The 17,511-nt window shown below is 58.5% G+C and carries 19 protein-coding genes; 13 read left to right on the forward strand and 6 right to left on the reverse strand.

The annotated features are described in order from the left end of the window. Nucleotides 1-65: 65 nt before the first annotated feature. The 7 genes from aroQ to ACZYTD_RS13065 all read left to right on the forward strand — a co-directional run bounded on the left by aroQ (nucleotide 66) and on the right by ACZYTD_RS13065 (nucleotide 5,952). Nucleotides 66-521 (forward strand): type II 3-dehydroquinate dehydratase, encoded by a 456-nt coding sequence (aroQ, locus tag ACZYTD_RS13035; RefSeq protein ID WP_463892616.1) that lies wholly within the window; start codon nucleotides 66-68, stop codon nucleotides 519-521. A 29-nt stretch (nucleotides 522-550) separates the two neighbouring features. Beyond that, a complete protein-coding gene (accB, locus tag ACZYTD_RS13040; RefSeq protein ID WP_463892618.1) occupies nucleotides 551-991 on the forward strand; it encodes an acetyl-CoA carboxylase biotin carboxyl carrier protein in 441 nt (146 codons plus the stop codon). 15 nt (nucleotides 992-1,006) lie between these two features. Next, nucleotides 1,007-2,347, forward strand: a complete 1,341-nt coding sequence (gene accC / locus ACZYTD_RS13045) for an acetyl-CoA carboxylase biotin carboxylase subunit (RefSeq protein WP_463892619.1) — start codon at nucleotides 1,007-1,009, stop codon at nucleotides 2,345-2,347. 251 nt (nucleotides 2,348-2,598) lie between these two features. After that, a complete protein-coding gene (locus ACZYTD_RS13050; protein WP_463892620.1) occupies nucleotides 2,599-3,993 on the forward strand; it encodes a PTS transporter subunit EIIC in 1,395 nt (464 codons plus the stop codon). 98 nt (nucleotides 3,994-4,091) lie between these two features. Further along, on the forward strand, nucleotides 4,092-4,967 hold the full coding sequence (prmA, locus tag ACZYTD_RS13055; RefSeq protein WP_463892663.1) for a 50S ribosomal protein L11 methyltransferase: 876 nt from the start codon (nucleotides 4,092-4,094) through the stop codon (nucleotides 4,965-4,967). A 134-nt stretch (nucleotides 4,968-5,101) separates the two neighbouring features. Next, complete coding sequence (locus ACZYTD_RS13060; RefSeq protein ID WP_463892622.1) at nucleotides 5,102-5,491, forward strand: hypothetical protein; 390 nt, start codon at nucleotides 5,102-5,104, stop codon at nucleotides 5,489-5,491. Between the two features lie 23 nt (nucleotides 5,492-5,514). Next, nucleotides 5,515-5,952, forward strand: a complete 438-nt coding sequence (locus ACZYTD_RS13065; protein WP_463892623.1) for a GNAT family N-acetyltransferase — start codon at nucleotides 5,515-5,517, stop codon at nucleotides 5,950-5,952. A gap of 7 nt (nucleotides 5,953-5,959) precedes the next feature. Here the strand turns inward: ACZYTD_RS13065 and pfkB are convergent, their stop codons facing one another. After that, nucleotides 5,960-6,892 carry a 6-phosphofructokinase II gene (pfkB, locus tag ACZYTD_RS13070; protein ID WP_463892624.1) on the reverse strand — a complete coding sequence of 311 codons (933 nt, stop codon included), beginning with the start codon at nucleotides 6,890-6,892 and terminating at the stop codon, nucleotides 5,960-5,962. A gap of 215 nt (nucleotides 6,893-7,107) precedes the next feature. Here pfkB and ACZYTD_RS13075 point away from each other — a divergent pair, with 215 nt between their 5' ends. After that, complete coding sequence (locus ACZYTD_RS13075) at nucleotides 7,108-7,800, forward strand: BUD32 family EKC/KEOPS complex subunit (RefSeq protein WP_463892626.1); 693 nt, start codon at nucleotides 7,108-7,110, stop codon at nucleotides 7,798-7,800. Between the two features lie 61 nt (nucleotides 7,801-7,861). Then, nucleotides 7,862-8,440, forward strand: a complete 579-nt coding sequence (locus tag ACZYTD_RS13080) for a GNAT family N-acetyltransferase (RefSeq protein WP_463892627.1) — start codon at nucleotides 7,862-7,864, stop codon at nucleotides 8,438-8,440. On the opposite strand, the gene ACZYTD_RS13085 is transcribed toward ACZYTD_RS13080, so the two are convergent. Next, nucleotides 8,437-9,360, reverse strand: coding sequence for a LysR substrate-binding domain-containing protein (locus ACZYTD_RS13085; RefSeq protein ID WP_463892628.1), 924 nt, complete (start codon nucleotides 9,358-9,360; stop codon nucleotides 8,437-8,439). The two genes, ACZYTD_RS13080 and ACZYTD_RS13085, sit on opposite strands and share 4 nt — an antisense overlap. A gap of 103 nt (nucleotides 9,361-9,463) precedes the next feature. Between ACZYTD_RS13085 and ACZYTD_RS13090 the strand changes: the two genes are divergently transcribed. Continuing rightward, a complete protein-coding gene (locus ACZYTD_RS13090) occupies nucleotides 9,464-9,682 on the forward strand; it encodes a DUF1127 domain-containing protein (RefSeq protein WP_463892630.1) in 219 nt (72 codons plus the stop codon). A 63-nt stretch (nucleotides 9,683-9,745) separates the two neighbouring features. Here ACZYTD_RS13090 and ACZYTD_RS13095 read toward each other — a convergent pair whose 3' ends face one another. Then, entirely contained in the window at nucleotides 9,746-11,539 is a 1,794-nt protein-coding gene (locus ACZYTD_RS13095; protein ID WP_463892631.1) for an AMP-dependent synthetase/ligase, read from the reverse strand. Nucleotides 11,540-11,704: 165 nt separating this feature from the next. Here ACZYTD_RS13095 and ACZYTD_RS13100 point away from each other — a divergent pair, with 165 nt between their 5' ends. Beyond that, nucleotides 11,705-12,244 (forward strand): hypothetical protein, encoded by a 540-nt coding sequence (locus ACZYTD_RS13100; protein WP_463892632.1) that lies wholly within the window; start codon nucleotides 11,705-11,707, stop codon nucleotides 12,242-12,244. Here the strand turns inward: ACZYTD_RS13100 and ACZYTD_RS13105 are convergent. The 3 genes from ACZYTD_RS13105 to ACZYTD_RS13115 all read right to left on the reverse strand — a co-directional run bounded on the left by ACZYTD_RS13105 (nucleotide 12,220) and on the right by ACZYTD_RS13115 (nucleotide 14,033). Then, nucleotides 12,220-13,089 carry a peptidoglycan DD-metalloendopeptidase family protein gene (locus ACZYTD_RS13105; protein WP_463892634.1) on the reverse strand — a complete coding sequence of 290 codons (870 nt, stop codon included), beginning with the start codon at nucleotides 13,087-13,089 and terminating at the stop codon, nucleotides 12,220-12,222. The two genes, ACZYTD_RS13100 and ACZYTD_RS13105, sit on opposite strands and share 25 nt — an antisense overlap. Nucleotides 13,090-13,175: 86 nt before the next feature. After that, nucleotides 13,176-13,619: a ribosomal protein S18-alanine N-acetyltransferase gene (gene rimI, locus ACZYTD_RS13110; protein WP_463892635.1), complete on the reverse strand. Its 444-nt coding sequence runs from the start codon at nucleotides 13,617-13,619 to the stop codon at nucleotides 13,176-13,178. Further along, nucleotides 13,620-14,033: a hypothetical protein gene (locus tag ACZYTD_RS13115; protein ID WP_463892636.1), complete on the reverse strand. Its 414-nt coding sequence runs from the start codon at nucleotides 14,031-14,033 to the stop codon at nucleotides 13,620-13,622. It lies immediately after the preceding gene. Between the two features lie 259 nt (nucleotides 14,034-14,292). On the opposite strand from ACZYTD_RS13115, the gene ACZYTD_RS13120 reads away from it, so the two are divergent. Further along, nucleotides 14,293-15,924 carry an ATPase RavA domain-containing protein gene (locus tag ACZYTD_RS13120; RefSeq protein WP_463892637.1) on the forward strand — a complete coding sequence of 544 codons (1,632 nt, stop codon included), beginning with the start codon at nucleotides 14,293-14,295 and terminating at the stop codon, nucleotides 15,922-15,924. After that, the gene (gene viaA / locus ACZYTD_RS13125) at nucleotides 15,921-17,363 is read left to right on the forward strand and encodes an ATPase RavA stimulator ViaA (protein ID WP_463892638.1); all 1,443 of its coding nucleotides are present in this window, start codon (nucleotides 15,921-15,923) and stop codon (nucleotides 17,361-17,363) included. The genes ACZYTD_RS13120 and viaA overlap by 4 nt, the downstream gene beginning before the upstream one ends. The last annotated feature ends 148 nt before the right edge of the window (nucleotides 17,364-17,511 follow it).

A 17,511-nucleotide genomic window follows, 5' to 3' on the forward strand; every position in this document is an offset into this window, starting at 1 on the left:
AAAACCTAGCCATCGCCCTAAAGAACAGCCAAGATGGCTGCATGATTGCCGAGGATAACCGCAAGATGACTGCAAGACATCGCATTCTGCTGCTCAATGGCCCGAACTTGAATCTGCTGGGCAAGCGCGAACCGGGAATCTATGGTTCAGCGACCCTGGACGATATCGTCAGCCATCTGCACCAGGTTGCCACCGCCGAGGATGTCACCCTGCAGCATCTGCAATCCAATGCCGAGTTTGAACTGGTCAACGCCATTCACGCCGCCATGGGTGCGATAGACTTTATCCTCATCAATCCCGCCGCCTTCACCCACACCAGTGTTGCCCTGCGCGACGCGCTGTTGGGAGTCGCCATACCCTTTATCGAGATCCACCTTTCTAACGTCCATGCCCGCGAGCCGTTCCGCCATCACTCCTACCTGTCCGATGTGGCCAAGGGTGTGATCTGCGGCTTGGGTGCGGATGGTTACGAATTTGCTTTACTAGCGGCTGTGCGCCATCTGCGTCAGTCAAACAACTAACAGCTAGAGAAGTTGAACAGAGAATGCAAATGGATATCCGTAAAATCAAAAAACTGATCGAACTGGTTGAAGAATCCGGCATTACAGAGCTGGAGATCACCGAGGGTGAAGAGTCAGTACGCATCAGTCGTGCCATGGTGGCCCAAGCCGCGCCGGCTGTAGCCTATGCGCAACCGGCCCCCCAGGCCTTAGCCCCGCAAGCGGCAGCCGCTGCGGCCCCTGCCAGTGAGTTGAGTGGTCATATCCTGCGCTCCCCCATGGTTGGCGCCTTCTACCGCTCCGCCAGCCCGGATACCGGCCCCTTCATCGAGATTGGCCAACAAGTCAAAGTCGGCGATGCCCTCTGTATCGTCGAAGCCATGAAGATGATGAACCAGATCCAGTCTGACAAGGCTGGCGTGATCAAACAGATCCTGGTGGAAAATGGCGACACGGTCGAATTCGATCAACCGCTGTTCATCATCGAATAATAGAGGTCTCTGACCATGCTGGACAAAGTAGTCATCGCCAATCGCGGTGAAATTGCGCTGCGCATACTGCGCGCGTGCAAGGAGCTGGGGATCAAGACGGTCGCGGTGCACTCCACCGCTGACCGCGATCTCAAGCACGTCAAACTCGCCGACGAGACCATCTGCATCGGCAAGCCCTCCGCCAAGGAGTCCTACCTCAACGTGCCGTCGCTCATCGCGGCGGCCGAGGTGACCGGTGCCGTGGCCATCCACCCCGGTTATGGCTTCCTCTCGGAAAATGCCGACTTCGCCGAACAGGTGGAAAAGTCTGGCTTCATCTTCGTCGGCCCCCGTGCCGAGACCATTCGCCTGATGGGTGATAAGGTCTCCGCCATCAACGCCATGAAGAAAGCCGGAGTCCCCTGCGTACCTGGCTCTGGTGGCCCCATTGGTGATGACGCCAAGGAAAATGCGGCCATCGCCAAGCGCATCGGTTACCCGGTGATCATCAAGGCCGCCGGTGGCGGTGGCGGTCGCGGCATGCGCGTGGTGCGAGCCGAGGCTGAACTGGTCAACTCCATCGCCCTGACTAAATCCGAAGCCGGTCAATTCTTCAACAATGACATGGTCTACATGGAGAAGTACCTGGAGAATCCTCGCCACATCGAGATCCAGGTACTGGCCGATGGCCAGGGCAACGCCATCTATCTGGGCGAGCGGGACTGCTCCATGCAGCGCCGTCACCAGAAGGTGGTGGAAGAGGCGCCCGCGCCAGGCATCACCGAAGAGATGCGTCAGTTCATCGGTGCTCGCTGCGTGCGCGCCTGTCTCGAGATCAACTACCGTGGTGCTGGTACCTTCGAGTTCCTGTATGAAAACGGTGAGTTCTACTTCATCGAGATGAACACCCGGATCCAGGTTGAACATCCCGTGACCGAGATGGTCACAGGCGTCGATCTCATCAAGGAGCAGTTGAAGATCGCCGCAGGTCAGCCGCTGACCATCAAGCAGGAAGATATTCACCTCAAGGGCCACGCCATCGAATGCCGCATCAACGCTGAAGATCCGCAGACCTTTCTGCCAGCGCCCGGCAAGATTGAGTGGTTCCATGCCCCGGGTGGTCTGGGTGTCCGTTGGGACTCCCATATCTACAACGGTTACACGGTTCCGCCCTATTATGACTCAATGATCGGCAAGCTCATCTGCTACGGCGATAGCCGCGACACCGCCATCGCCCGCATGCGTCAGGCGCTGGACGAGATAGTGGTCGAAGGGATCAAGACCAATATCCCGCTGCAAAAAGAGATCATGCGCGACGAACACTTCCAGCAGGGGGGGACTAACATCCACTACCTGCACAAGAAGCTGGGGCTGTAACCCACGTCTCAAGAGAGGCCACTCCGGTGGCCTCTTCTTTTATCTGCCAGTATCTATCGGCCTGGGGTTATCTGCGCTTTATCCGTGTTACCTCCCCGTTTTGACCAGCCTGGCTCTGCATTACACCCCTGCCTCTCTCAATCCAGCCCCTCTTGATGGGCTGGACTCAGAGCCAGTTGCTAAATCCGCTACCCAAAATGGAACCAAGTGCGCTAGAATGTGCGCCACATCACATTTTATGCGAGGTTTGGGTGTCCAATAGCCGCCGAGTACATGACTGGGGTCACGCCCTGCTATTGACCCTAACCCTGCTGCCCCTCGCCTCTCTGCTGGTCTATTTTGGCCAGGGCGAAAGCCTGCCCAGACAACTGCTGCTGGGCGCGGGACAGAGCCTGTACAGCATATTGCCGCTCTGTTTTGCCGTGCTCATCGCCAGCAGCCTGCAGCGGGAAAACTTTGGTATGCAGGCGATCAATGCCACCTTGGGCTACCTGATACTCACTGCGACACTAGGCGTGTTGGCACCACAGCAACAACACACCGCCATGAGCTGTGCCTTGGTCGCCGGGATCACCTCTGCATGCTCCTATCCCTACTTGGCCCGCCTGCGTCTGCCACCCCTGCTGCACTCCTTCAAGGGCGCCGCCATCATCTTGATCCTCAACGGCCTGCTCTGCCTATTGCTCAGCATACCCTTGGCCGCGCTCTTCCGTTGGCTGGAACCCGAACTACTACGCCTTGGCAGTAGCTGGCTCCGGGAGCGTGAAGGGGGCTTTGCCCTCGGCTCCCTCTACCAACTGCTGACCCCGTTCGGCCTACACACCATATTCCATCCCCTGGTACAGCCGGATACGGCGGGGCAGCTCGATAGCCAGCAGCTGACCTTTCTCTCCGGTCTCTATGCCGTCAAGATGTTTGGCCTGCCCGGCATGGCCATAGCGCTCATTCATCAAGCCCCTATGGCTCAACGCCGCGCCTTCATCGGTGCCATGCTGTTGCTGAGTATCAGTGGCCTCATCACGGGTGTCACCGAACCCCTGCTGCTGCCCCTGCTGCTCATCTCGCCGGCCCTGTTTTGCACCCATATCCTGCTGGCCGGTCTGCTGCTGGCCTTCTGTCAACACGCTAATATCCAGTTTGCCATTCCCCACCTCTTGGGTGGTGTCGACTCCCTGTGGCAAGCCGGGGCGCGGAGCAACAGCCTGCAACTCTACCTGCTGGCTGGTTTGACCCTGTTGCTCTATGGCATCGCATCCCATCTGGTACTACGTCTAGTAGGGCTGCGCGCCCACATCTGGCAGAGCCAGAGCGGCAACGCAACCGAGCGGAACCACCATGCCAACTCGGATATCAGCCTGCTGGCCGTGGGTTATATCAAGGCCCTGGGCGGGCTGGGCAATCTCATCAGCATGAGCGCCAGCCTCACCTACCTGACGGTGGAGGTGGAGAGCCCGGCGCAACTGGATAACGCCGCCCTGCAGAAGCTGGGCGTCATCACCCGCTACGAACTGGATAGCCATAAGCTACAGTTGCTGATTGGTCCCATCGCCGTCCAGTTAGATCAAAAAATCCAGCAACTCGCCGCCCGGCAGGCTCTGGATCTGCAACCCCGAACCTATCACCTGGCCCCCTTCACGCTCCCTTAGGCATTCCCGCTTCCGGCCCACCGCCACCAGCGACGCCTGTCTGGCCGGGGGCAGCTATGCTACAATCCGTCCGTTTTTTTCTTAACGAAGTGACCGCCATGCCCTGGATACAAATCAAACTGTACGCGACCGCCAAATCCGCCAACAAACTCAGCAACATGCTGATGGGCCAGGGTGCTCAGGCTGTCACCTACATGGATGCCCACGACAATCCGGTGTACGAACCGCTGCCCGGCGAGACCAAGCTGTGGGGCGAAACCACGGTTACCGGGCTGTTCGATGCCGAAGTGGACCCGACCCCTATAGTCGCCTTCTTCCAGCGTCACTTTGGCAAGCAGATGCCCTACAAGATAGAGCAGTTAGAGGACAAGGATTGGGTGCGGGAGTGGATGGATCACTTCCATCCTATGCAGTTTGGGGAACGCTTGTGGATCTGTCCCAGCTGGCGTGAAGTCCCAGACCCTGAGGCCGTGAATGTGATGCTGGATCCGGGTCTGGCCTTCGGCACCGGTACCCACCCGACGACAGCGCTCTGCCTGCAATGGCTGGACGGCCAGGATCTGCAGGGCAAGACAGTGGTCGATTTCGGTTGCGGCTCGGGCATTCTGGCCATAGCCGCCCTGAAGTTGGGCGCCGCACGGGTGATTGGCATAGATATCGACCCCCAAGCCATTCAGGCCAGCCGGGATAATGCCGAGCGTAATGGGGTAGCCGACCGTCTGGAGCTCTTCCTGCCAGAGGATCAACCTACCCAGTTGCAAGCAGACCTACTGGTAGCCAACATACTGGCCGGCCCCCTGCGGGAACTGGCGCCGCTGATGAACAATCTGGTGCGCCCGGGTGGTCTGCTGGCCCTCTCCGGCGTGCTGGAGACTCAGGCCGTCGAGCTGGAAGGGATCTACGGTCAGTGGTTCAACATGGATCCGACTGCCGTGAAAGAGGAGTGGTGCCGCCTCTCCGGCCAGAAGCGCTGAGGAGTAGGGATCGGTAACCGACCAGCACGCGCCTTAGTAACGTCGAATATTTGCTCAAAACATCAGCCAGCGGTGGCTCACTCCACCGCTTTCCCGTAGAGTAATCATAATGTTACACCGGCGAGGTGAGAACTATGGTGAAGAGACTTCAAGGGTTGCTGATCCCGCTGGCGCTGCTACTAGCCCTGGCCATGGCGGTGTTTATCGATTATCAGAAGGCCAGCGTCCCCATGGTACGCTCGGCGCCTCGTCACCCTGTCTATGTCTTGGGCGCGCCTCACGATCAGGCTAACGTGGCGCAAGGCGAGATAATTCTGGTGCTCGGCCCCTGGTGTTATGGTCTGTTTACCGGCACCCAAGCTTTCTCCAGCGTGGCTGAGGCCAGTGACTTTATCCGCTTGCAAGGGCTGAACTCAGACAAGTGGCAACTCTACCAAACCTCCGGCGATTACCTGCTCGACGTCACTGACGGCGTACTGAACAAGACGCTGCAACTGGTCGCCCCTCTCCCCTTTAGCCACTGACCTTATCTTGCCAGGAGCTCACCTTGACCTACCTGCTACGCCCCATGACCCGCGAAGACTATCCTGCCGTGATGGCCTTGTGGCAAACCAGCGAAGGGGTGACCCTGCGCGAGGCCGACTCAGAACCCGCCATTGCCGCCTATCTGGCGCGCAATGCGGAGCTGAGCTTCGTGGCTGAAGCGAATGAGCTGATACTCGGTGCCATCCTGGTGGGTAGCGATGGCCGTCGCGGTTATCTGCAACATCTGAGCGTGGCCGCAGCGTGGCGGGGAGTGGGTATAGGCCGAGCGTTACTGCAGGCGGCAATCCAAGCCCTGCAGGCCATGGGGGTAGAGAAGAGCCACCTGTTTGTCCATACCGACAATCAGCAGGCTCAAGCATTTTATCGCCATCTAGGCTGGCAGCAGCGAACCGATATCAGCGTCTACTCCTTCAATGCCAGCGCTAATCTCAATATCTGACCACGCCTCACTGCTGTTGCAGCAGATGATAGAGGCGATCCGTCTCTATCGGGTCGCACAACTGGGTGCCGTGACGCAAGGTGGCGGCGGTTCCGGCGGCCACCCCAAAGCGCACCATCTCGCGCAGATCGGCGCCAGCCGCCAGTTTCAGGCACATGGCCCCCACCATACTGTCCCCGGCACCAACTGTGCTGAGTTTCTGTACCGGCGGGGGGACCACCTGCACACTCTGCTCTCGGCTCACCGCTAGGGCACCTTGTGGCCCCATTGATACCACCACCAACTTGGCCGCCCCGCGACTGATAAGCGCCCGCGCCGCCGCCACGATCGCCTCAGGGCTGTCGACTGGTTCACCAGTCAGCTCAGCCAGCTCGGCTTGATTAGGCTTGATAAGCCACAACCCCCCTTCAGCCACGGCAGCCGCCAGGGCCGGTCCAGAACTATCCACCACGCAATGCAGCCGTTTTTGCTTGGCAAAGCTCAGGAGGTCAACCAGATCGGCCACATCCATGCCCGGCGGCAGGCTGCCGCTGATCACCAGCAGGGAGTGAGCGGGCAAGGCCGCCACCTTCAGCCGTAAACCATGGATCTCTTCGGAGCACAACGACGCACCCGGCATCACGAAGCGGTACTGCTCGCCACTACTCTGGGCCAGGACATGCAGATTTTGCCGGGTCCAATCCTGCGTCACTTCCACCGCCAGCTGCAGCCCTTCATCCTTCAGCAACGCACTCAAATGCTCACCGGTTGGCCCCCCTGCCGGATAGATGGCCAGAGCCTCACCACCGAGACGCTGGATAGCCCGCGCCACGTTGATACCACCGCCCCCCGGTTCAAACACCGGCTGGGCACAACGCAATTTTCCCTCTGGATAGATGCGGTCGGTAACGGTGGCGCTGTCGAGGGAAGGAGAGAAGGTCAGGGTGGCGATCGCGGTCATAGCTGCTCCAGATGATAAATCGAGATGAGACGCAGGCTTCAGCATCAAGCAGCCGCTTCGGCAATGCAAGCCACAGCAGCGCCACGAGCGACTTTATGTGGCCTGTATAGGTCTTATTTAGGCAATCCACCCCCCGATTCCACCCTTGAACGGCAAGAAACTCAAGCCCAAAACCTGGAGAGTAGCCACCAGGTTCACTAACTAGTTAACACCCTATGCCGGATCAAGCCCACACCTCGCCTTACCCGCTCACCCTGGCAGAGCCGCAACTCTGGCTGGGAGATTGCCTCTATTTGCTGGAAACGGAGATAGGGCGGGGAAAATCGGCCATCTCCTATCTCTACCACCGCCAGGGGCGCGATGGCGCTAGCCAAGCGTTACCCGAGAAAGTGGTACTCAAACGCTATCAATCTACCCCGCTGCAGACCATACCCTTTGCTCAGGCGCTGGAGTTTGAACTCTGCAGCTACCAGCGACTACAGGCCGCCGCCATCGCCCACCCCCGTCTGCTCGCCTTCAGTAGCCAGGCGTATTGTCTGGTCAAAGAGTACATAGCCGGTGATCTCATCATAGATCTGTTGGTCGAACAGGGGCTCGATGACCGCCATTTTCGCCCCATCTTCGCCATGGCCAGGCAGTTGCAACAGGCGGGTTGGCATATCGACTACTACCCGGCCAACTTTGTACTCAATGCGCAGGGGCTCTTCTATATTGACTATGAGGCTCACCCCTACAATGCCGAGTGGGATTTTGCCAACTGGGGCATCTTCTACTGGCTTAACCGTGAGGGGATACGCCGTTTCCGGGAGAGTGGCGATGTGACCCATATCAACAAGCCTGGGCAACCCAAACCCTGGACTGAGCCTTTTGGAGCCCAACGGGAGAGCTTGGTGCGCCGCCTGAGTTAAGTGGCTCGCCTGGGCTGCCGGGTTGTGGCAGGCTAACAGCCAGTTATTACCGGGAATTCACATGTCACAACCCGAGATCGAGACACCCCGCCTGCGCCTGCGGCCATTCCAATCTAGCGATGCCGAACGGATACGTCTGTTGGCAGGTGACCGGGCGGTAGCCGAAGGATGCATCCTCATACCCCATCCCTACCCGCCGGGCCTGGCCGAACGCTGGATCGCCTCTCACCCGGCGGGGTGGCAGGCCAACACGGCCGCCATGTTTGCCATTACCGACAAGCCCAGCGGCCTGCTGATCGGCAGCATCAGTTTGCTGCTGCGTGAAGAGCGCCAGGCCGATCGGCGCATCAAGCAGGTCGGCACCTTGGGTTACTGGTTGGGGCGCGCCTACTGGGGAAAGGGGCTGATGAGCGAGGCGGTCGCCAGCATGCTGGACTTTGCCTTCTACGAGCTGGGAGTGGATCGCATCGAAGCGGAACACGCCCCGACCAATCCAGCCTCGGGACGGGTAATGGTCAAAAATGGCCTGCACTTTATCGAAGAGCGCCTCTGTGACGAATTCGACGGCCAGCCGCACCGACTGCGCTGCTATGCACTGGAGTGGGCAGAGTACGTCGCCCGGCAACGCAACCCCGCCTAAACGGATCGCGTCAACTCCGCCTGCACTACCTTATCCTGAGCAATCTGCTGCTGTAACCAAAGGACAAAACGTTGCACGGCGGGACGCAGCATGGTGCGCGGGGTCTGCAGCAGGTAGTAAGCAAAAGGACAGGGCAGGAGCAGATCAAATAGTTGCACCAGAGTGCCATTTTGCAGCTCGGTTCCCACCAAAGAGCGTCGAGCCAACGCCACCCCCTGGCCAGCCAGCGCCATATTGACCACCTGAGCCGAGTCGGAAATAGTGAGATTGTGGCTGGGCACAAACTCGGTGACCCCGGCCAGGCGCAACCAGCTCGACCAGTTAAACGACTCCAGCGAGTTATCCTTAAGCAGGGTAAAGCGCGCCAACTCGGCGGGTGTAGCCGGCGCCCCCTCTCGGGCCAGCAAACCCGGTGACGCCACCGGAAACAGTTCATCATCCATCAGGTGCGTCACCTGTAGCCCAGGATAGTTACCACGCCCGAAACGGATGGCCAGATCGATGGCCGAGATCTGCAGATCTTGCAGTTGATCGCTCATGGCGAGGCGCAGCTCAATCTCGGGACAGCAGGCGGTAAATTGAGCCAGGCGCGGTAACAACCAGCGACTGGCAAAAGAGGGCAGCAGGGTAATGGTCACCACGGACTCCTCGTCCCGGTTCTGTATCTGCCGCCACCCCTCCTCCAATTGGGCAAAGCCCTGCTGCAAGAAAGGGCGCAAGCGCTCGGCTCGCGGCGTGGGCTTTAACTGCCTGGGTAACCGCTCAAACAGCAGACCCAGCTCCCCCTCCAACTGCTTGATGTGCTGACTCACAGCCGACTGGGTAATAAACAGCGACTCCGCAGCCCGACTGAAGGAGCCGGTGCGTAATACCGCCTCCAGCACAGCCAAGGCCTTCAACCTGTGCATTAGCACTGACATAAGCTCACCTAATACCCAATGCAGATTTTCGCGTTTGTGAGAGTGTGCCAGAACTTCGATGATGAGAGCCACAACAGGATGTTACCGCTCATCAGGAGTCACCATGTCACTCTTCATCGCCATTTCACGCCCAAGACTCAGATTGAGGCTATTAGCCAAGCTAATCAGCAGTACCCGACTGTTACGGCAGAAACTCGCCCTCTGGCAGCAAAACAGTCGAGGTCGGCGCCAGTTGGCCGAATTCAGTGATGCCCAGCTCAAGGACATCGGCATCACCCCCTGCCAACGTAGGGAGGAGATCCGCAAACACTTCTGGCAATGACCCCACCAGAAACAACTCAGGCCCCGCAGGGCCTGGCTTGTTGCATCGGTTAGCCAGCCAAGCTTAGCGGCGAGTCCGGTACATGGCCTCGATCTCGTCACCAAACGCCTGCTCAATCGCCTTGCGTCGCAGCTTGAGCGTGGGCGTCAGCTCTCCCTTCTCCATGGAGAAAGCCCGCGGCAAGAGGGTGAACTGCTTCACCTGCTCATACTTGGCCAGCTCTTTTTGCATGGCATTGATCCTTCCTTCGAAGAACTCCACCACCTTGCTGTGGCGCAGCAGCTCCACCTGGCTTTGATAGCTGATGCCGATAGAGCGGGCATACTCCTCCAGCGAGGCGTAACAGGGCACTATCAGGGCCGAGACGAAGTGGCGGGCATCGGCAATGATAGCAATCTGCTCGATGAAGCGATCCTGGGAGAGCGTCCCCTCGACCAGTTGCGGCGCCACATATTTGCCATTGGAGGTCTTCATCAACTCCTTCAAACGCTCGGTGAAGATAAGGCGGCCCTGGGCGTCCAGATCACCCGCGTCACCGGTGCGAAAGAAGCCATCTTCGGTGAACACCTTGGCGGTCTCCTCCGGCTTGTTGTAATAACCGCGCATGACAGTGGGCCCCTTGATGAGGATCTCCTTCTCCGCCCCCAGCTTGATCTCTAGGCCATCAAAGGGTTTACCTATGGTGCCGATAGGCAAGGAGTCCTCTTCCGGGCAGGAGACAGTGGCCGAGGTCTCGGTCATGCCATAGCCATACTTGATGTTCAGACCGGCGGCATTGAAGAAGAGATTGATCTCATCGGCGAGTCGCGCCCCACCCACTGGCAGGAAACGCACCCGGCCACCAAAGCGCTGCCGCAACTTGGCAAATACCAAGGCATCGGCCAGCTTGTGCTGCCAACGCAAAGTCAACGCGGCGGGTTCATCGCTGCGCTTCACCTCCAGCATCTTGAGCCCCACCCGTTTGGCCCAGTTGAACAGGGCACGCCGTACCGGGTTCGCCTCAGCCACCTTGCCGTGAATGATGCTATAGGCTTTTTCGTAGACGCGAGGGACGGCGCACATCACTGTGGGTCGCACCTCGCCCAGCACAGACATGACGCTCTGCGGGTCACGAATATAGACATTGAGGGCGCCTCGATAGAGCACATAGTAGCTCCAGAAACGCTCATAAACGTGGCTCAAGGGCAGCAGACAGAGGGAGACATCGCTGTGGCCGACAGTGACCCGCTGATCATGCAGCACCAGCACGGCAGCCAGATTGGCGAAATCGAGCATCACCCCCTTGGGCTCTCCCGTGGTGCCAGAGGTATAGACCAGGGTCAGCAGATCCTCCATCCGATAATCGGCGGCCCGCCGCTGCAATTCATCCACACTGGGAGCATGGTTGCCGAAGCGCAGCAGGTCGGCAAAGTGCATCGCTTGCGAGCAAGCGCGCAGATTGACGTGCTCATCCAGGGCGATGAGCTGGCTGATCACTCCCTCCTGCAGCAACTGCAGCCCCATGTCATATTGAGCCTGCTCACCGACAAACAGGATACGGATGCCCGCATCTCGAATGATGTAACGGGTCTGATCCAGGGTATTGGTGGGGTAGATCGGCACCACCACACCGCGGGCGGCCAAGATCCCCAGATCAGCTTGAGTCCACTCCGGCATGTTGCGCGCGAAGATCCCCACGCTCTGCTGTGGCTGCAGCCCCAAGCGGATCAACGCCTGGGCCAGATAATTCATGCTGCGGCCAAAGGCCTGCCAGCTGATGTCACGCCACTGTCCATCCTGCTGGACCCGCTGTGCGGCTTTACTCTTCAATCCTTCGATGCGCTGCCTGAACACCCTAACCAAATGGAGCTCATTCATCGATGCTTACCTATCAGTGGACACTTGTAGTGTGAATGGTGCGCAATTTACCAGCTTGTCAGCTAACGGATCCAACTTTTTAGCGTACAGCTGTTCGCTTTTTGAGTTTTGTTAAGCTTGGGTGCAGAATGAGGATCCTTAAGAATCTAAGCCGGGAGGCTGGGGATGAAAATCGTCTTGCGGCAGTGGCAAGCCGTGCTATTTGGGGCTGCACTGGCTCTACTGGCCAGCTTACTGGCCCTGTTCTGGCTGGATAAGGGCTCAGAGGATGCCCAACGCCCCTGGTTCTACAATGCCGCCGGCTATCAACAGGCCAGCAATCAAGCACAACAGGATGGTAAACCCCTGCTCATCTGGCTGGTGAGTCGCCAATGCCAGCTTTGCCCACAGCGAGAACAGGAACTATGGCCAAACGCAGGCAGCGCCTCAAGACTCAACGGGTGGCAGATGGTTCGTTTGGAACAAGAAGCAGACCCGGCCACAGCCCAACTGCTGGAGAGTTTCATCGCCCCCGGAGACAAGCTACCCCTACTGATCCTGGAGGCCAAGCCTCAAGGCGAGCGACAAAAGGTGCAGTTTGACCCGTCACTGCAGCACTTCCGGTTGGTCGGCACCGCGGCCAACTGGCGTCCCTTGAGCCAAGGCGGGCTAGCCCAACTGCTGACAAGCTATCAACAGGCTCAGTTGGAGAGCCAATCCCCCTGATGAGGCGCCTGCCCCTTGAGGACAAAAGGAATAGAGATCAACCGCTTGCCATCGTTGCGCTGTACCGCAAAGTGCAGGTGCGGCCCCGTGCTGTACCCTGTATTGCCCGACTCGGCGATCAGCTCACCCGCGGCCACCGACTGACCTATCTGCACCCGAGCCGAGCCGGTACGCAGATGGACATAAATCGTCATAGTGCCATCGGCATGCAGCAGCCGAAGGTAGTTGGTGCGGGCTCGGGCGGCCGGGTCATTGCTATGGCCAGCAAAGTGCATCTTCATATCGAGAACTGTGCCACTGCGGGCAGCCAGCACGGGTGTCCCTTCCGGCATAGGCAGATCGATAGCATAGCGGTTACCCGGAAAGTGATGGCTATAGGCGCCCTCGAAGCCTTGGGAGATCTGGAAGCGGCCATGGAATGGCGGCAGCAGATCCGACTCCAGCACCTGGCTGGGAGAGCCCACGATGAACTGATGGGAGATCTCCAGGCTCCCCTCTCCCGAATAGTGCAGATTATCCACGAATTGCTCGGCGCGAGCGGCGACCACTATCGGTTGCGTCAGATCGGTCTGACTCCTGACCCCTGCCAGATGGTTCAATTGCAGGGTGACAGTGACAGGGCCATACAGCTCGTTGATGATGAAGAGATTACCGCTGGGGGTATAGCGCAGTTTGACCTTGTCAGGATCCGGCTCCAGCAGTTCCATCTCCTCCGGATTAAATGGCGCGGCCGTAGCGAAGTCGTCGGTGTAGCTCACCACACCGTGTTCATCCACATACTTATAAACCCCGGCTAGGGCACTTCCCTGCAGCAGCCACAGGCATAACAGCCAAACGCACCTCATCCTTGTCGCACACCCCAAAGGTCAATGTATAGGGCATAGCACAGCCCATCCAGAACGCCACCCGATTCGCAGATGCCTAGTTGCATTCAGCAGAGGGTGCGTTGCATCACCAGCGCATCCTCGCGCCCATTTTGAGTCTGATAATACCCTTTACGCACCCCGACTTGCTGGTAGCCAACCCGCAAATAGAGCTGCTGAGCCACCAGATTGCTGCAGCGTACCTCCAGCCACCACTGCTGGCAGCCTAGTTGCTGGGTCAATGCCAGGTAATGCTCAAGCAACATACGCCCCCACCCTTTTCCCCGAGAGGATGGCAACAGACAGATGTTGTATAGCGTGCTCTCATCCAACAACTTATCGGCAATGCAAAACCCCACCAACTGCGCATCCTGCCACAGCCCGAGATTGAGATAACGCTCACCAAAGTTGGAGGCCAACAGTGCCTCGCTCCAGGGGGTGGGATGTGCCTGTTGTTCCACGAGCAGCATGGCAGGCAACGCCTCGACACCTAATGCACGGATCTGCGGCATCTAGGTCCCTCCCCAACGACTCGTATCCACCACGCCCGCGGCACAGAGCTGGCGCCACAACTCGCGCTTGCCCAGTCGGGCATCGAAGCGATGATGGCAAGCGACCGTCAAGGCCTGCTCGGTCGCGCCAGGCAATAGCAGCACCATGGCCAACGGCATCGACTCGGACAGCCGCTGAGGCAAGGGCTGACAGGCTGCGGCAGCCACTCCCAACACAGCCAATAGATCGCCAAGCCAAGCCGGGGCATCGCCACTCCACCACAACGCGGAGTGTGCCGTTTCGGCCCCAGGCGCGGCACCAGCCGCATCGCCAGCGGGCAGCCGACCCTGGCAGGCCAGCAGCTCGCCATGTCGCAGTTGCCACTCCACCAGACCCAGAGGTTGAAACAGTGCAAGCCGCCGAGAATCCATCACCTGTTACCCCCTCCGATTTGTGTCGTGTCACCACGCTCCAGCCTCACAGCCCAGAGCGTAAATCCGTTCACCATAATGGAAAATCTCCAGGACAAGTGACCTAAACCAATCTAGTCTCTAGGAATCCACGCTAAAATCCTTGCGTTTGTACCTGCTAGCACAACAATTAGCATGGCAATCCAGTGCCTTCGGACGTGCCTGGTCTGCAACGTCATACCCGGTCTTCGGATATCGCCAACCCCAACAGAATGTAGGTGGCATGAGCAGCAAATCATTACCCGAACGGATCAGTAAACTGATCGATGCCCTCTCTCAGGGACTCTATGAGCGCAAGGATATCATGCGCCTATGCCTGCTGGCTGCCCTCTGTGGCGAGAGCGTCTTCATGCTCGGCCCGCCAGGCATAGCCAAGAGCCTCATAGCCCGTCGACTGATCTGCGCCTTTCGCGACAGTCGGGCCTTTGAGTATCTGATGACCCGCTTCTCCACCCCGGAGGAGGTCTTTGGCCCACTCTCGATCCAGGCCCTGAAAGATGAGGGGCGCTACCTGCGCCTGACCGATGGCTATCTACCCGATGCCGAGGTGGTCTTCCTCGATGAGATCTGGAAGGCGGGCCCAGCCATTCTCAACACCCTGCTCACCGTCATCAATGAGCACAGATTTCGCAACGGGGAGAAGGAGATCCAGGTTCCCATGCGCCTGCTGGTCACTGCCTCCAACGAGCTACCGCAGGAAGATAGCGGCCTGGAAGCCCTCTATGACCGTATGCTATTGCGGCTCTGGCTGGATCGGATCCAGGACAAGCAGAACTTCCGCGCCATGCTCACCAGCCGTCAGGATCCAGCCCAGGACCCGGTGCCAGACCCACTGAAAATTGAGGATGGGGAGTACCAGCAGTGGCAGTTAGAGCTGAGTCAGGTCGCCCTGAGTGATGCCCTATTCGAACAGCTATTCCAACTGCGAGAGCGGCTCAATACCCTGGCCAACAGCGATGAGGGCAACCACAAAAACTCCCTCTATGTCTCGGATCGGCGCTGGAAGAAGGCGCTACGTCTGTTGCAGGCCAGTGCTTTCTTCAATGGCCGCAAGCAGATCGGCCCCTTGGATCTCTTGCTGCTCAAGGATTGCCTCTGGCATGACCTCTATGCCCGGGAGCAAATCGCTCAACAACTCTCTGACTATGCCCGCCGCCACGCCTTCGCCCAAGAGCGGTTGCAATTTGCCCAGCAACGACTGCAACAGGATCTGCAGCATTACCTGGATGAAGTCGCCAAGGAGCTAGGCTGTCACCTGACCCCTCGCCATGGCAAGCTGCTCAAGGGGGCTGGCTGGGATCTCAACTTCAAGGAGAATGGACTGGATCTGCACCAATCCAGTTTCCGGCTGTTATTCCTGCAGTCGTGCCAGCTGGATCCGAAACAACCCGAGCGCTTGGCCCTGTATGCCGAGGTGGGCCGCCCCGAACTGCTGCGCTGGTTACGCAAGGGTGAGCCCATTCTCTGCCGCCTGCAAAGCGATACCCATACCACGCCCTTGACACTGGATGTGGATCAGCAGCAACGCCTGGTCGCCCGTGACCTGGCGCATCGCGCCACGCCGCTGGCCTGGGTGCGGCGTACCCCTATCCCGGCCTGGCAGCAACAGCGCTGGCTGGAACAACTGGCCACGTTGGAGCAGCAACGGCTGGCGCTACACAAAGAGATACAACAGCAGCGTCATGCCTTCAACGATGCATGCCCGCACCTATTCCTCTCTCAGGAGTGGCTACTCTCCATCGAGGAGAGCCTACTGAAGCTGTCGCAAAAAGATGATGGCCTCAAGAGCCAGCTCAGTGAGACCCAAACTAACCTGGATCACCTGCTACAACAGGCCGGAGGTCATAAAACATGATGGAACTGCATACCCTGAGCATGATGCTCTCGCTCAGTGAGGCCGACCTGCTCAAAGAGATGGTCAGCGGCATCATGGCCTCGCCTCAGGTCATGAGTTTCATGAAGGCCAAGCCCAGGTTTGAGGCTCAACTCAAAGAGCATCTAGCACGCTGGAGTAACGGGCTCAGCGCACAAGTACAACATGCGCCGGCCCCCCCTGAGCTGGAGCAGGAGTTCCTGCTCTATCAGGAGACCCAGCAACTGGAGCCAGCGCGGTTTGTCCCCCATGAATCCAGGCTAGTCTGCCAATTAGAACGCTTTAGCCCCTTCCATACCGAGGCCATCCAGCTGCTGGAAAATCTCAAGGAGTCCAACCCGCTCAACCGCAAGCAACTGTTCCTGCAAAAATGGCGTGAGAGCCTGATCAGTCGCATCATGTCATTGGAGCTGGAGCTGGCTGATCAGGAGCGCGAACGCATGCTCAAGGAACTGGAGCAGCGCATGGAAATTGCCAGCGAAGTGGAGCAGACCCTCAACCCGCAAAACCCCGGTAAACTCTGGGATATGAGCGCCGCGCGCTTGCTACAAGGCGATACTCGTAGGCTGCGCCACTATGCCCGCTTCCTGGCCAAAAACCCGGAGCTGCAAAGGATCGCCGCCGAGCTGGGACGTACTGCGCGCCAGGAGAGCAAGAACAGGGATAGGCTCAGCCACCATGAGGCCCAGACCCTGCAATACGAGCAGATGGATAACGTCCCCGATGATTTGGTGGGAGTGCACCAAAGTGATCAACTCAATCGCCTGCTCTCCTCAGAAGCCATGCTGCTCGCCAACCCTGAGCTGGAGACCATCTTCTATAAGCATCTGGTCGAACGACGCCTGCTCAACTATCACTTCATGGGCCAGAGCCGCAGCCTGCGTAAAACTAAGGTAGAGCACTATCTACAAGGAGAAGAGCCCCTGCCTAAGGGCCCCTTCATCGTTTGTATCGACACCTCTGGCTCCATGAGCGGCTATCCCGAAGAGACAGCCAAAGCGCTCTGTTTTGGCCTGCTGCAAATCGCGCTGAGCGATGGCCGGGAGTGCATCATCCAGCTCTTTTCCACCGAGGTGGTTAGTTACGAGCTAACCGGAGCCGCCGGTCTACAAGAGGCTCTGAGTTTCTTGGGGAGCTCCTTCAAGGGCGGAACCGATCTGGCGCCCTGCTTCGCTGACGTACTAGGCAAGATGCAACAGGCCCGCTATGAAAACGCCGATGCCATAGTGCTCTCCGATTTTATTGCCCAACGCCTGCCGGCTGAACTGATCACGCAGGTCGAGGCGCTCAAACAAAGAGGCAACCGCTTCAATGCCGTCAGTCTGTCACGCCATGGCAAACCGGCGCTGATGAAGATCTTCGATGCGGTATGGCGTTTTGATACTGGCATTTCCGGCCGCCTGTTGCGGCGCATTCGCTAAATGCCACCAAGAGCGAATAGTGAACAAAGCAAAAATAAACTGGCGGGATAGTTGGGAAGCTAAGCTGATAAAAGTTGTATAAACAACCAACTCACACAGAAAACGACATGAAAGGCGAAAAAGGCTAGAGCGGAAAACAAAAAACCGC

It is taken from the genome of Pseudaeromonas sp. HNCC25DJ180 (genome assembly GCF_055413345.1).

Excerpts from the sequence above, each read along its gene's own strand:
- aroQ (WP_463892616.1), top strand. The coding sequence starts at position 66 with ATGACTGCAAGACATCGCATTCTGCTGCTCAATGGCCCGAACTTGAAT.
- accB (WP_463892618.1), top strand. The coding sequence starts at position 551 with ATGGATATCCGTAAAATCAAAAAACTGATCGAACTGGTTGAAGAATCC.
- accC (WP_463892619.1), top strand. The coding sequence starts at position 1,007 with ATGCTGGACAAAGTAGTCATCGCCAATCGCGGTGAAATTGCGCTGCGC.
- prmA (WP_463892663.1), top strand. The coding sequence starts at position 4,092 with ATGCCCTGGATACAAATCAAACTGTACGCGACCGCCAAATCCGCCAAC.
- ACZYTD_RS13060 (WP_463892622.1), top strand. The coding sequence starts at position 5,102 with ATGGTGAAGAGACTTCAAGGGTTGCTGATCCCGCTGGCGCTGCTACTA.
- pfkB (WP_463892624.1), bottom strand. The coding sequence starts at position 6,892 with ATGACCGCGATCGCCACCCTGACCTTCTCTCCTTCCCTCGACAGCGCC.
- ACZYTD_RS13075 (WP_463892626.1), top strand. The coding sequence starts at position 7,108 with ATGCCGGATCAAGCCCACACCTCGCCTTACCCGCTCACCCTGGCAGAG.
- ACZYTD_RS13080 (WP_463892627.1), top strand. The coding sequence starts at position 7,862 with ATGTCACAACCCGAGATCGAGACACCCCGCCTGCGCCTGCGGCCATTC.
- ACZYTD_RS13085 (WP_463892628.1), bottom strand. The coding sequence starts at position 9,360 with ATGTCAGTGCTAATGCACAGGTTGAAGGCCTTGGCTGTGCTGGAGGCG.
- ACZYTD_RS13090 (WP_463892630.1), top strand. The coding sequence starts at position 9,464 with ATGTCACTCTTCATCGCCATTTCACGCCCAAGACTCAGATTGAGGCTA.
- ACZYTD_RS13095 (WP_463892631.1), bottom strand. The coding sequence starts at position 11,539 with ATGAATGAGCTCCATTTGGTTAGGGTGTTCAGGCAGCGCATCGAAGGA.
- ACZYTD_RS13100 (WP_463892632.1), top strand. The coding sequence starts at position 11,705 with ATGAAAATCGTCTTGCGGCAGTGGCAAGCCGTGCTATTTGGGGCTGCA.
- ACZYTD_RS13105 (WP_463892634.1), bottom strand. The coding sequence starts at position 13,089 with ATGAGGTGCGTTTGGCTGTTATGCCTGTGGCTGCTGCAGGGAAGTGCC.
- rimI (WP_463892635.1), bottom strand. The coding sequence starts at position 13,619 with ATGCCGCAGATCCGTGCATTAGGTGTCGAGGCGTTGCCTGCCATGCTG.
- ACZYTD_RS13120 (WP_463892637.1), top strand. The coding sequence starts at position 14,293 with ATGAGCAGCAAATCATTACCCGAACGGATCAGTAAACTGATCGATGCC.
- viaA (WP_463892638.1), top strand. The coding sequence starts at position 15,921 with ATGATGGAACTGCATACCCTGAGCATGATGCTCTCGCTCAGTGAGGCC.